Origin of the sequence: Streptomyces sp. NPDC092370, assembly GCF_044755265.1 — a bacterium.
Taxonomy (GTDB): domain Bacteria; phylum Actinomycetota; class Actinomycetes; order Streptomycetales; family Streptomycetaceae; genus Streptomyces.
Window position 1 is genome coordinate 828,605 of sequence record NZ_JBIVQO010000001.1, and the last position, 12,595, is coordinate 841,199.

A 12,595-nucleotide genomic window follows, 5' to 3' on the forward strand; every position below is an offset into this window, starting at 1 on the left:
ACGAGGGGAGCCCGCACCATGCGCGCAGCCGTACTGCACGAGATCGGCCAGGACAAGCTGGAGGTCCTCGACGATGTCGAGGCGGTGGGGTTCGGGCCCGGCAAGGTGAGGATCCGGGTGCGGGCCACGGGGCTGTGCCATTCGGACCTGTCCGCCATGAGCGGGGTGCTGCCGCAGCCCGCGCCCTTCGTGCCCGGGCACGAGGGCGCGGGCGAGATCGTCGAGGTCGGCGAGGGCGTCACGCACCTGAAGGCCGGTGACCGGGTCGTCGTGTGCTGGCTGCCCGCCTGCGGCTCCTGCCCCGCCTGCAAGCGCGGGCAGACCGAGCTGTGCCTGGCCGGGTTCATGAACGCGGGCACCCCCAACTTCACACGGCCGGGCGGGGACGTCTTCGGCTTCGCCGGCACCGGAACCTTCACCGAGGAGGTCGTCGTCGACGCCGGCTGCGCGGTGCCGATCCCCGACGACGTGCCCTTCGACATCGCCGCCCTGATCGGCTGCGGGGTGACGACCGGCCTCGGTGCCGCGCTCAACACGGCCGACTTGGAGGCCGGTTCGTCGGTGGCGGTCATCGGCTGCGGGGGTGTCGGCATCTCCGTCATCCAGGGCGCGCGGCTCAAGGGCGCCGCGGAGATCGTCGCCGTCGACCCGATCGCCGCGCGCCGCGAGTCGGCGCTCACGTTCGGCGCCACCCGGGCGATCCCGCCCGGCGAACTGCCCGACGCCAAGCAGCAGATCACGGCCGGCGAGGGCTTCGACCACGTCTTCGAGGTCGTCGGCAGGTCCGCCACGGCACGCACCGCGTACGACGCCACCCGGCGCGGCGGCACCCTCGTCGTGGTCGGCGCCGGAGCCATGGACGACTTCCTCCAGCTCAACATGTTCGAGCTGTTCTTCGACGAGAAGCGGATCCTGCCGTCCCTGTACGGCGGCGGAGACGTGCCGCGCTCCTACGAGCGCACCATCGCCCTGTGGCGCGCGGGCCGCGTCGACCTGGCGGGGCTGATCACCCACCGGGTCCCGTTCGCCGACATCAACGAGGCCCTGGACCAGATGCGCACCGGGACGGCCCTGCGTACCTGTATCGAGATGTGAGGGCCCACGCCATGGCGCTGCCCCTGGAGGGACTGTCCGCGATCGTCACCGGCGCGGGCCGCGGGCTCGGCCGGGCCGAGGCGCTGGAACTCGCCCGGCTCGGTGCCGCGGTCGTCGTCAACGACTACGGACAGCCCGGCCGCGACGGCACGGGCGAGGCCTCGGCCGGGCCCGCCGAGGAGGTCGCCGCCGAGATCCGTGCGGCGGGCGGGACCGCCCTCGCCCACACCGGCGACGTCTCCGACTTCGAGCAGGCGCGCACGCTCGTCGAGTCGGCGGCCGACGCGTTCGGCAGGCTCGACATCCTCGTCAACAACGCCGGCATCCTGCGCGACCGCATGGTGTTCTCGATGTCCGAGGAGGAGTGGGACTCCGTCCTGCGCGTGCACCTCAAGGGGCACTTCAACACCACCCGGTTCGCCGCCGCGCACTGGCGTGAGCGGTCCAAGCGAGCCGGGGCGCCGGTGTTCGGGCGGATCGTGAACACCTCCTCGGAGGCGTTCCTCGCCGGTTCCGCCGGGCAGCCCAACTATGCGGCGGCCAAGGGCGGGGTCGTCGGCCTCACCACCTCCACCGCTCTCGCCCTCGGCAAGTACGGCGTCACGGCCAACGCCATCTGCCCGCGCGCCCGCACCCGCATGACCGAGGACGTCTTCGCGGGCGTCGAGCAGCCCCCCGGCTCGGGCCTCGACCCGCTCGCCCCCGAGCACGTGGCCCCCCTCGTCGGTTACCTGGCCTCACCCGCCGCCGCGCACGTCAGCGGGCAGCTCCTCGTGGTGCACGGCGGGACGGTGGCCGTCGTCGAACGACCGCGCATCGCCGCCAAGTTCGACAGCAAGCAGGACACCTTCACGTACGACGAGCTGAACGCCGTCCTCGGGCCGTACTACGCGGACCGCCCGGTGGGGGAGACGTTCGCGGCGGTGGAAGTACTGGGGCTGAAGCGCGGGTGACGGACCCGGAAGCGGGTGCAAGGGCGCGCGCACGGGTGAAGCACGCGGGTGCGGGTGAAAGGCGTGGCACGGCCCTCCCCGCTGGTGGCGGGAAGGGCCGTTCGCCGTCTGGTGACTGACGTGCCGTCAGGCCGCGGTCACGGCCTGCTCGGTCTCCGCCACCGGCTTGCGGTGGCGTCCGCGCGGAGCCGTCTCGCCGTCCTGCGTGGAGACCTCACCACGGTGCCGGCCGGGGCCGGAGGAGGTCTGCCGGACGGTGGGGGTCCCCCCGGGGCGGAGCTCGTCGGAGTCCTTGAGGGCAGTACGCGGCTGGTTCGTGCTGGCGTCGCTCATCGGATGGATTCACCCCGTCAACATGATCTTTTTAGAGCCGGGTGAGTCTAACCGGCACCCCTGACCTCGAATCCAGGCGGCCACGCCAACCGGCACTAGTTCGTTACAAGGCGTCCCAACGGTGCTTCCCGCAGGGGTACGGGGCGTGGCGCCGAGGGCGCCGGAGGAGGGGCGGGCGGCGCTGACGAGGCCGGGGGTTCGTGCTCCCCGGGCCCTCCGGGGGGTTCCGGAACCGGGGCTGCCGGCTCCGGATCCGGCGGCGGGGCCCCGGGCGGACTCACCCACGCCACCCCGCACGGCACGGCCTCCGTCGCGTACGGCAGCCGCAGCACCCCCTCCGGTGTCCACAAGCCCGTGCCCGCCAGCCACCCCTCGGGCGCCCGCAGATGGTGCACCCGCCGCTCGGCGGGCCGCCAGACACCGACCCAGCTGCCCGCCGGCCCGTCCAGCCGCAGCGCCACCGCGCAGCTCTCGGGCGTGAGCACCTGTCCCGGCTGGATCGCGAACGGCGTGACGGAGCAGTCGCGCAGCCGCAGGCACTCCGGGAAGCGCACCGGCAGCGAGCTGCCCAGCACGCCCCAGCCCAGCCGGCCCTGCCCCGGCGAGGGCGCGTCCGAGCGGACGATCAGCAGTCCGCTGTCGAGGTCGGCGAGCAGCAGCCGGTCGTCGCTCTCGGCGGCGATCTGCAGCAGCGGCGACACCTCTCCACCGCCGTCCAGGTCCACCACGACTGTCTTGACGCGCCCCCCGGCCTCCCGGTCCAGCGCCAGCAGCCGCCCCGTCCGGTCCAGCCAGACCCCGCCCGTGCAACGGCCGGGCAGTTCGGCCAGCCGCTCGGGTCCGAAGGCGCCGCCCGCCACCAGCCACACCGACGTCGACCGCGGCCCCACGGCGAGGGCGTAGGCCCGTTCACCGCCCGGGGCGGGCGGCAGCAGTCGCAGCCGGGCGGTCTCGTCCGCGCACTCGACCGCGCCCAGGGGCAGCTCGCCGGTGCCGGGCCCGGTCGGGTACAGCAGCGAGAAGACGTGCCGCGCGGCCACCACCCGGTGGATGAGGACCCGCCCGTCACCCATCGGCTGCACCTCGGTGCCGGGCTCCTCCGGCTGATTGCGGGGCAGGGGCACCGCGTACGGCTCGGGGCCGTCCAGGGTCCAGCGCTCCGGGAACCAGGAGTCGCCGGCCGACGCGAGACGCGCTCCGTAGGCACCGTCCGCGGTGAGTGTGCAGCCTGCCGGCGCGGTCCCGTCCTCGTCCTCGTGTCCCGGCGAAGGTTCGATCGCACAGACCGTCATCGTTCGGTCACCTCCAGTGACGAACGTAGTTGTCACACGCGCGGGCAGGGTTCCTCGGGCGCAGGCTTCACACATAAGGGTGTTCCAGGAACGATTCGCCTGAGGTGAAGGGGGCGATTGTGCTGATCGGGGCGACGGGCGCCGAGAGCGGACGGTGGCGGTGCAACGCCACAGATCAGGCGGGTAGCCTTGCTCCCGTGCCCCGTCTGTCTGAAGTCATCGCCGCGCTGGAGACCCTGTGGCCCGCCGAGCGGGCCGAGTCCTGGGACGCGGTCGGCACCGTCGTGGGCGACCCCGACCAGGAGGTCACGCGGGTCCTGTTCGCCGTCGACCCGGTTCAGGAGATCGTCGACGAGGCGGTGAAGCTGGGCGCCGACCTGCTCGTCACCCACCACCCGCTCTACCTTCGCGGCACGACCACGGTCGCGGCGACGCACTTCAAGGGCCGTGTCGTGCACACCCTCATCAAGAACGACATCGCGCTGCACGTCGCCCACACCAACGCCGACACCGCCGACCCGGGTGTCTCCGACGCCCTGGCGGGCGCGCTGGACCTGCGGATCACCGGGCCGCTCGTGCCCGACCCCACCGACCCCGAGGGCCGCCGCGGCCTCGGCCGCCTCTGCGCGCTGGACCACCCGCTGACCGTCCGCGAGCTCGCCGCCCGCGCCGCCGAGCGGCTGCCCGCCACCGCGCAGGGCATCCGCGTCGCCGGCGACCCCGAGGCGCTCGTGCGCACCGTCGCCGTCAGCGGCGGTTCCGGCGACAGTCTCTTCGACCACGTCCGCGCGGCCGGAGCCGACGCCTTCCTCACCGCGGACCTGCGCCACCACCCGGTGTCGGAGGCCCGCGCCCACAATCCCCTCGCGCTGCTCGACGCGGCGCACTGGGCCACCGAGTGGCCCTGGTGCGAGCTGGCCGCGAGCCAGCTCGACGAGATCTCCGACCGGCACGGATGGGACCTGCGCGTCCACGTCTCGAAGACGGTCACCGACCCCTGGACCGCGCACGCGGCCTCAACCACTTCTGACCCCCTTGGAGCCCCGAACTGAACGCCGCGCCCGCCGACCAGATCCGACTCCTCGACCTCCAGGACCTCGACGTCCGCCTCCAGCAGCTGGCGCACAAGCGCCGGTCGCTGCCCGAGCACGCCGAGATCGAGTCGCTGAGCAAGGACCACATCCAGCTGCGCGACCTGCTCGTGGCCGCGCAGACCGAGGAGAGCGACACCGCCCGCGAGCAGACCAAGGCCGAGCAGGACGTGGACCAGGTGCGCCAGCGCGCCACCCGCGACCAGCAGCGCCTGGACTCCGGCGCCGTCACCTCCCCCAAGGACCTGGAGAACCTCCAGCGCGAGATCGCCTCCCTCGCCAAGCGGCAGGGCGATCTGGAGGACGTGGTGCTGGAGGTCATGGAGCGCCGGGAGTCCGCGCAGGAGCGGGTCGCGGAGCTGACCGAGCGCGTCACCTCCGTCCAGTCGAAGATCGACGACGCGACCGCGCGCCGTGACGCGGCCTTCGAGCAGATCGACGGCGAGGTCGCCACGGTCACCAAGGAGCGCGAGGTCATCGCCGGTTCGATCCCCGCCGACCTGCTGGGGCTCTACGACAAGCTGCGCGGGCAGCAGGGCGGTGTCGGCGCGGCCAAGCTGTACGCGCGCAGCTGCCAGGGCTGCCGACAGGAGCTCGCCATCACCGAGCTGGCCGAGATCCGCAAGGCGGCTCCCGACACGGTGATCCGCTGCGAGAACTGCCGCCGCATCCTGGTGCGCACGTCCGAGTCCGGTCTCTAGGCGTTCAGGGAGCCGTCCCGGTGCGGGAGTTCATCGTCGAGGCCGACGGCGGGTCGCGGGGCAACCCGGGGCCCGCGGGCTACGGGGCCGTGGTCAGCGACGCGGCGACGGGGGAGACCCTGCGGGAGACCGCCGAGTACATCGGGGTCGCCACGAACAACGTCGCCGAGTACCGCGGCCTCCTCGCGGGCCTGCGCGCCGCCCACGCGCTGGACCCGTCGGCCGCGGTCCACGTCCGGATGGACTCCAAGCTCGTCATCGAGCAGATGTCGGGCCGCTGGAAGGTCAAGCACCCCGACATGAAGCCCCTGGCGGCGCAGGCGGCCCGCGTCTTCCCGCCCGGGCGCGTCACGTACGAGTGGATGCCGAGGGAGCGGAACAAGCACGCGGACCGGCTGGCCAACGAGGCGATGGACGCGGGGGCCAGGGGCGAGCAGCGGTCGCAATCGGCTTCCACGGCCGAGCTGGACGCGGCCGCCGGGCGCGCCGCCGGGGCCCCGGAGGCTCCCGGAGCCGCCGAGGACGCCGCTCGTGCCGACACCCGCGCCGTCGCAGCCGTGGCCGCCCCCGGCTGGGCGCCCGCCGACATGGGCGCCCCCGCCACCTTCGTCCTGCTGCGCCACGGCGAGACCCCGCTGACGCCCCAGAAGAGGTTCTCCGGGAGCGGCGGAACCGACCCCTCCCTCTCCGGCACCGGCCGGGAACAGGCCGAACGGGCCGCCGCGATGCTGGCCCGGCGGGGCACCGTACAGGCCGTCGTGTCGTCACCGCTCGCCCGTACGCGGGAGACCGCCGGGATCGTCGCCGCCCGCCTCGGGCTCGACGTCGCCATCGAAGACGGGCTGCGCGAGACCGACTTCGGTGCCTGGGAGGGACTCACCTTCGCCGAGGTGCGCGAGCGCCACCCCGACGACCTGAACGCCTGGCTGGCCTCCCCGGACGCCGAACCCACCGGCGGCGGCGAGAGCTTCGCGGCGACGGCCGTCCGGCTCGCCGCCACCCGCGACAAGCTGGTCGCTGCCCACGCGGGCCGAACGGTCCTGCTCGTCACGCACGTGACCCCGATCAAGACGCTCGTCCGGCTCGCCCTGGGCGCCCCGCCGGAGTCCTTGTTCCGCATGGAACTGTCGGCCGCGTCCCTGTCGGTGGTCGCCTACTACGCGGACGGCAACGCCAGCGTCCGCCTCCTCAACGACACGTCCCACCTGCGCTGAGCGCCGCCGCCTCCCGGGCCAGCGCCTCCACACGGTCCCAGTCGCGAGCCGCGACGGCGTCCTGCGGCAGCATCCAGCTCCCGCCCACACAACCGACGTTGGGCAGGGCCAGGTAGTCCGGGGCGGAGGCCGGGCCGATCCCGCCCGTGGGGCAGAAACGGGCCTGGGGGAGGGGCCCCGACAGCGACTTCAGATACGCCGTACCACCCGCGGCCTGCGCCGGGAAGAACTTCATCTCCCGCACCCCGCGCTCCAGCAGCGCCACGACCTCCGACGCCGTCGACACCCCCGGCAGGAACGGCACCCCGGACGCCCGCATCGCCTCCAGCAGCACGTCCGTCCAGCCGGGACTGACCAGGAAGCGGGAGCCCGCGGCCACCGCCTGCGTCACCTGTCCGGGACGGATCACCGTCCCGGCCCCGACCACCGCCCCGGGCACCTCCCGGGCGATCTCCCCGATCGCCTCCAGGGCCGCGGGCGTCCGCAACGTCACCTCGATCGCGGGCAGCCCGCCCGCCACCAGCGCCCGCGCCAGCGGTACGGCGCCCCGGGCATCCTCGATGACGACGACGGGGACGACGGGTGCGTGGTCCAGTACCGAGGCGGGCAGGGCAGGGGAGGCCATGGCCTCATCCTGCCGTCGGCATGCAGAGCACGCAAAGGGCGTTGCTTATGCTGCAACGCCCGCTAGTGCACCTCGTCCACCAGCACATCCAGCGACCACGCCTGCCCCGCCTTGACCGGCGCCTGCGCCTCCACGACGTAGCCGAGATCCCCGAGCGCCTCCACCAGCTCGGCCGGCCCCGTGGGGTCGGCCCCGGCGGTCAGCAGGCTGCGCACGATCCGTCCCTTCGTCGCCTTGTTGAAGTGGCTCACCACCTTCCGCGTCGGCGCGTGCAGCACCCGCACCGACACCGTCCGCCCGGCGACCTCGCCCTTCGGCTTCCAGGCGGCGGCGTACGCGGCGGACCGCAGATCCAGCACCAGCCCGCTCCCGGCCACCTCCGGCAGCACCGACGCCATCGGCGCACGCCAGTGCGCGCCCAGCGCCCCGAGCCCCGGCAGCTTCACGCCCATCGAGCACCGGTAGGACGGAATCCGGTCCGTCACCCCCACCGCACCCCACAGCCCGGAGAACACGAGCAGCGAACGCCCGGCACGCCGCTTGGCGGCGGTGTCGAGGGACGCCAGGCCCAGGGAGTCGTAGAGCACGCCGGTGTAGATCTCCCCGGCCGGCCGCGCCCCCGCCGTCCGCAGCTCCGCGTTCTTCGCGACCTCGCCCCGCAGCCCCTCGCTCAGCCCCAGCACCTCACGCGCCTTGTCCTCGTCCCCGGAGCACAGCTCCACCAACTCGGCGAGGACGGCCTCCCGGGCGGCGGTCAGCCCCGGCAACGACAGCGACTCCGGCTTCAGCGGGGCACCGCGGCCGGAAGAGGCCTTGCCCTCGGACGGCGGCAGCAGGACAAGCACGAGCACTCCTTCGATCGAACTCCGCCGACAGCGTACGGGGACGTGGTGGGAGCTCAGACGCGCGCCCGGCCCAGGGCACGGACCAGACCGTCGGCGTCGTCGGCGTGGAAGCGCACGAGCCGCACCTCGCGACGCCGCCCGAGAAAGGTGACGTGCGTGACCGGTTCGGTCAGCGTGAGCGTGACGGTGGTCCGCGACCCCACCTCGACGTCCAGCTCGTCCTCGGCCCGCTCGTGCGTCATCCGCAGCTCGCGCCGCACCGAGGCGATCCGCTCCAGCGGCACGCACAGATCGACATGGACGTACCGCCGTATCCGCAGCGAGCCGCCCTCCACGTGCAGCACATGCGGACGTACGACCGACGAGGCGTGCAGCGCGACCACGAACACGACCGTGTACACGTCCAGGAAGAGAACCGCCGCGTGCACGGCGGGCCACTGCCGCAACAACACGGACAACGCGACCGTCTCGACCAGGCACACGAAGGCGAACCCGGCCGTCATCGCGCCCTGCCCACGCGCGTACCCGAAAGCCGACCCGCTTTTCGTGCCGTGCGTACGCCGCACCACCCACAGCGCGAGGCTCCCGAGCAACCGCACCTCGTGCCGGGCCAGCAGCCACCCGGCTCTCACCGCCGCTCCTCGGCGAGGATCCGCAGCGCACGGCGGACCGCCTCCGCCTGGGCCGGGGCCAGATCGTCGTAGAACGCGCGCAGGACGCCGTCGTGCGGATCGAGCTCACCGCCCCCCGGGAACAGCGTCGTGGGGATACAGTCGGCGAGCACCCGGGCCGCCGCGGCGACGCGCGGATCGTCCGGCTCGGCGTCGACGAGCGCGTCGAGCAGCGCGTACGCCTCACCGGCCCGCGAGAGCGCTCCCGGACTCCCCAGCGCCTCACCCACCGACGACACCAGCCGCCGACGCTCCCCGGCCGGCATGGCGGTCTCCAGGAACGCGATGATCTCGCGGTCCTTGGCGGCCATGGGCGAGTCCGACAGATGCGCCGTCCCGGCGAACAGCGCGGCCAGCTCGGGCGACACCGGACCCTCGGCGGGCACCCCGCCCTCCGCGTCCAGCAGGGCCCGCAACCGCGCCCGCCGCTCCCGCAGTGCCTCCTCCTGCCGCGCCAGATCCTCGTCCAGCTCGGTCAGCACCTCGACGAGGTCCTTCCCGGCATCGTCCGCGAGCACGTCCCGCACCTCCGCGAGCCCCAGCCCCAGCTCGGTCAGCCGCCGGATCCGCGCCAGCACGACGGCATGCCGCAACCCGTACTCCCGATACCCGTTGGCCCGCCGCTCCGGCTCGGGCAACAGCCCCAGATGGTGGTAATGCCGCACGGCCCGCGTGGTGACGCCGACGACCGTGGCGAGTTCTCCGATCCGCATGCCACCAGTGAAGACGTTGACGCTGCGGCAGGGTCAAGCGAGCCGTCCGGCCTTCTCACGGGGGCCGCGATCGTGTGCCACGATCGAGGGAACGGTTCGCGATCTCACGGACGGGTGGTTCGGCGATGTCCCAGTCTGGCGGGCGACAGAAGGAGGGGCGTGACATGACTGCCATGGCCCACGAGCCGCTCTCGCAGGAAGACGTCCTGCTGGAGGGCTTCCTCGCCCTGGACACGCCGGAGGGCTTCCGGGCCGAGCTGATCGAGGGGGAGATCGTTGTGACGCCGCCGCCGGACGGGGATCACGAGAAGTACATCAGCAGGATCGTGAGGCAGGTGATCAAGCAGTCCCGGACCGACATGGACTTCTCCGGGAACAAAGGGCTGAAGCTGACACGCGGCGGCGTCTGCCCCAAGAACCACTTGGTTCCCGACGTCACCTTCGGCCCCCTCCGGCTCGACTTGTTCGGCGGGGTTGGCTCCTGGATGCCCTGCGACGGCGTCGCCATGGTGATGGAGGTGACCTCCACCAAGCCGCAGGCCGACCGCGAGGCCAAACGTCGTTGCTACGCCCGCGCGGGCATCCCGCTCTATCTGCTCGTCGACCGGGACACGGCGCAAGTCACGGTGTTCAGCGAGCCGAAGGACGACGACTACCGCGAGCACTGCGCCCGCCCCTTCGGCAAGCCCATCGCTCTTCCGGAACCGTTCGCCTTCGACCTGGACACGGCCGACCTCCTCTGATCCCCTGTGGGCGGGGGTGGGCGACATGGGGATACGGGAACAGGCGCGATGGACAAGGGCACGACTCGGCCGCGCCGGCCCGCCCCTCGACCTCCTCACCGCCCACTTCGACCAGCACGTCTACGCGCCCCACGCCCACGACGAGTTCACCATCGGCGTCACGGTCGGCGGCTCGGAGGTCATCGCGTACCGGGGCGGGCACATCCACTCCTACCCCGGCTCGATCGTCGTCCTGGAGCCCGGCGAGATGCACACCGGCGGCCCGGCCGCCTGCGACGGCTACGCCTACCAGGCCCTCTACGCCGAGCCGGCCCTCCTCACCGACGGCACCGTCGGCGGCCTCCCGCACTTCCGAGACCCCGTCCTCGAGGACCCGGAACTGGCGGCGGCCCTGCGCGCCGCCCACACCGACATCAGCGCCTGCCCCGATCCTCTAGAGGCGGAGTCCCGGCTCCCCTGGCTGCTGACGGCCCTGGCTCGCCGCCATTCCACGGCCCGGGCGACGAGCGACACCGTGACCGGCGCCGACGGCATCGCCAGGACCGTACGCGACCGCCTGGCCGACGAACTGCTGGAGCCTCCCTCCCTGGCCTCCCTCGCCACCGACCTGGGCCTCTCCCGCTACCAGCTCCTGCGCGCCTTCCGCACGACCATGGGCGTACCGCCCTACGCCTGGCTCGCCCAGCACCGGGTGGCCAGGGCCCGCCGCCTCCTGGAAGCCGGACTGCGCCCCGCCGAGGTCGCCGTGCTCGTCGGCTTCGCCGACCAGGCGCACCTCACCCGCTGGTTCCGCCGGGTGCTGGGCGTGACCCCGGCGGCGTACCGCAACAGCGTTCAAGACGCCGTGGGGTGAGACGGCCGAGACTCACCCTCATGACTGCACGCGGCTGGTTCCTGTTCTCCCTGATGGGAGTGGTCTGGGGCGTCCCCTACCTGATGATCAAGGTAGCGGTGGAGGACCTGTCCCCGTCCATGGTGGTGTTCACACGCTGCGCCCTCGGCGCCGCACTCCTGCTCCCCTTCGCCCTGCGCCAGGGCGGCCTCGGCCGTACCGTCCGGGCCCACTGGAAGCCGATGCTGGCCTTCGCCGTCATCGAGATCGTCGGCCCCTGGTGGACCCTGACCGACGCCGAACGCCATCTGTCCAGCTCCACCGCCGGACTCCTCATCGCGGGCGTGCCGATCGTCGCCGTCCTCCTGGCCCGCTTCTTCGGCGCGGAGGAGCGGGTGGGCGCCCGCCGCATCACGGGCCTGGCCCTCGGCCTCGCGGGCGTCACCGTCCTGACTCTGCCGCACCTCACCGGCGGCGACGCCCTGTCGATGGCCGAGGTGCTGGTGACGGTCGTCGGTTACGCCACCGCCCCGCTGATAGCCGCCCGGCACCTCAAGGACGTCCCGACCCTCCAGCTGATCACCCCCTGCCTCACGTTCGCCGCCGTCGTCTACGCCCCGGCCGCATACCTCACCCGGCCCGCCGCCATGCCCTCGGCCGACGTCCTGGCCGCCCTCGCCGGCCTCGGCATCGTCTGCACCGCGATCGCGTTCGTTGCCTTCCTGGAGCTGATCAAGGAGATCGGCCCGACCCGGGCCGGAGTGATCACGTACGTCAACCCGGCGGTGGCGGTCGCCGCAGGCGCGCTCTTCCTGGACGAGCAGCTGACCCTGGGGATTGGGGTCGCCTTCACCCTGATCCTGGCGGGCTCGGTGCTGGCGACGGCCGCGGGACCGAAGAGGGACGTCCCCCGGGTACCATGGTCCACACGGCAGACGAGCCGGGCGGACGGCCGCGTGGAGTCCCCCTGACGGGGAGCTTCCCGAGGAACGTCCGGGCTCCACAGGGCAGGGTGGTGGCTAACGGCCACCCGGGGTGACCCGCGGGACAGTGCCACAGAAAGCAGACCGCCGGGGACCTCGGTCCTCGGTAAGGGTGAAACGGTGGTGTAAGAGACCACCAGTGCCCAGGGTGACCTGGGCAGCTAGGTAAACCCCACCCGGAGCAAGGTCAAGAGGAGACACCTCGGTGTCTCTGCGCGGACGATCGAGGGCTGCCCGCCCGAGTCCGCGGGTAGACCGCACGAGGCCGGTGGCAACACCGGTCCTAGATGGATGGCCGTCTCCCCGGCCGCCGCGAGGCGACCGGGTGACAGAACCCGGCGTACAGCCCGACTCGTCTGCCGCTGCCCGCGGCCTTGCGCGCGGGCCTTGTTCACTGGCGGTGAGCTTCTCCACCTTCTCCACCAGCCCGGGCCGCCGCACCGCGTGGTACGGCACACGCGTCCACGGCGACGAGGCGGCCTGCGCGTAGGGATTCCAGCCGTG

13 protein-coding genes, 1 other RNA gene and 1 pseudogene are annotated in these 12,595 nt (G+C 73.0%); 9 read left to right on the forward strand and 6 right to left on the reverse strand.

Features of this window, described 5'->3' with window-relative positions; genetic code table 11:
• Positions 1–18 precede the first annotated feature (18 nt).
• Both ACIQHQ_RS03685 and ACIQHQ_RS03690 read left to right on the forward strand, forming a co-directional pair.
• Positions 19–1,095 (forward strand): Zn-dependent alcohol dehydrogenase, encoded by a 1,077-nt coding sequence (locus tag ACIQHQ_RS03685; RefSeq protein ID WP_402609707.1) that lies wholly within the window; start codon positions 19–21, stop codon positions 1,093–1,095.
• A gap of 11 nt (positions 1,096–1,106) precedes the next feature.
• Complete coding sequence (locus ACIQHQ_RS03690) at positions 1,107–2,048, forward strand: 3-oxoacyl-ACP reductase (protein WP_402609709.1); 942 nt, start codon at positions 1,107–1,109, stop codon at positions 2,046–2,048.
• Between the two features lie 126 nt (positions 2,049–2,174).
• Here ACIQHQ_RS03690 and ACIQHQ_RS03695 read toward each other — a convergent pair whose 3' ends face one another.
• Together ACIQHQ_RS03695 and ACIQHQ_RS03700 are read right to left on the reverse strand one after the other, a co-directional pair.
• Positions 2,175–2,381, reverse strand: coding sequence for a hypothetical protein (locus ACIQHQ_RS03695; protein WP_402609711.1), 207 nt, complete (start codon positions 2,379–2,381; stop codon positions 2,175–2,177).
• Between the two features lie 95 nt (positions 2,382–2,476).
• A complete protein-coding gene (locus ACIQHQ_RS03700) occupies positions 2,477–3,673 on the reverse strand; it encodes a hypothetical protein (protein ID WP_402609713.1) in 1,197 nt (398 codons plus the stop codon).
• 197 nt (positions 3,674–3,870) lie between these two features.
• Between ACIQHQ_RS03700 and ACIQHQ_RS03705 the strand changes: the two genes are divergently transcribed.
• Genes ACIQHQ_RS03705 through ACIQHQ_RS03715 form a run of 3 tightly spaced genes read left to right on the forward strand, consistent with a single transcriptional unit; the run spans position 3,871 to position 6,679 of the window.
• Positions 3,871–4,725, forward strand: a complete 855-nt coding sequence (locus ACIQHQ_RS03705; protein WP_402609715.1) for a Nif3-like dinuclear metal center hexameric protein — start codon at positions 3,871–3,873, stop codon at positions 4,723–4,725.
• On the forward strand, positions 4,722–5,465 hold the full coding sequence (locus tag ACIQHQ_RS03710; protein WP_402610618.1) for a zinc ribbon domain-containing protein: 744 nt from the start codon (positions 4,722–4,724) through the stop codon (positions 5,463–5,465). Before ACIQHQ_RS03705 ends, ACIQHQ_RS03710 begins: the two co-directional genes overlap by 4 nt.
• 20 nt (positions 5,466–5,485) lie before the next feature.
• On the forward strand, positions 5,486–6,679 hold the full coding sequence (locus ACIQHQ_RS03715) for a bifunctional RNase H/acid phosphatase (RefSeq protein ID WP_402609717.1): 1,194 nt from the start codon (positions 5,486–5,488) through the stop codon (positions 6,677–6,679).
• On the opposite strand, the gene eda is transcribed toward ACIQHQ_RS03715, so the two are convergent.
• From eda to ACIQHQ_RS03735, 4 genes are all read right to left on the reverse strand, one after another.
• Positions 6,654–7,304 (reverse strand): bifunctional 4-hydroxy-2-oxoglutarate aldolase/2-dehydro-3-deoxy-phosphogluconate aldolase, encoded by a 651-nt coding sequence (gene eda / locus ACIQHQ_RS03720; protein WP_402609719.1) that lies wholly within the window; start codon positions 7,302–7,304, stop codon positions 6,654–6,656. The two genes, ACIQHQ_RS03715 and eda, sit on opposite strands and share 26 nt — an antisense overlap.
• A 62-nt stretch (positions 7,305–7,366) precedes the next feature.
• Complete coding sequence (gene yaaA, locus ACIQHQ_RS03725; protein ID WP_402609721.1) at positions 7,367–8,149, reverse strand: peroxide stress protein YaaA; 783 nt, start codon at positions 8,147–8,149, stop codon at positions 7,367–7,369.
• A 53-nt stretch (positions 8,150–8,202) separates the two neighbouring features.
• A complete protein-coding gene (locus ACIQHQ_RS03730; RefSeq protein ID WP_402609723.1) occupies positions 8,203–8,781 on the reverse strand; it encodes a hypothetical protein in 579 nt (192 codons plus the stop codon).
• Positions 8,778–9,533, reverse strand: a complete 756-nt coding sequence (locus ACIQHQ_RS03735; RefSeq protein ID WP_402609725.1) for a MerR family transcriptional regulator — start codon at positions 9,531–9,533, stop codon at positions 8,778–8,780. Before ACIQHQ_RS03735 ends, ACIQHQ_RS03730 begins: the two co-directional genes overlap by 4 nt.
• A gap of 164 nt (positions 9,534–9,697) precedes the next feature.
• Here ACIQHQ_RS03735 and ACIQHQ_RS03740 point away from each other — a divergent pair, with 164 nt between their 5' ends.
• The 4 genes and pseudogenes from ACIQHQ_RS03740 to rnpB all read left to right on the forward strand — a co-directional run bounded on the left by ACIQHQ_RS03740 (position 9,698) and on the right by rnpB (position 12,450).
• Positions 9,698–10,276, forward strand: a complete 579-nt coding sequence (locus ACIQHQ_RS03740; RefSeq protein ID WP_402609727.1) for a Uma2 family endonuclease — start codon at positions 9,698–9,700, stop codon at positions 10,274–10,276.
• A 25-nt stretch (positions 10,277–10,301) separates the two neighbouring features.
• Positions 10,302–11,129 (forward strand): AraC family transcriptional regulator, encoded by an 828-nt coding sequence (locus ACIQHQ_RS03745; RefSeq protein ID WP_402609729.1) that lies wholly within the window; start codon positions 10,302–10,304, stop codon positions 11,127–11,129.
• 83 nt (positions 11,130–11,212) lie between these two features.
• A pseudogene (locus ACIQHQ_RS03750) lies at positions 11,213–11,929 on the forward strand (DMT family transporter); the annotation flags it as partial.
• Between the two features lie 115 nt (positions 11,930–12,044).
• Positions 12,045–12,450, forward strand: an RNA gene (gene rnpB / locus ACIQHQ_RS03755) — RNase P RNA component class A.
• Positions 12,451–12,595 lie beyond the last annotated feature (145 nt).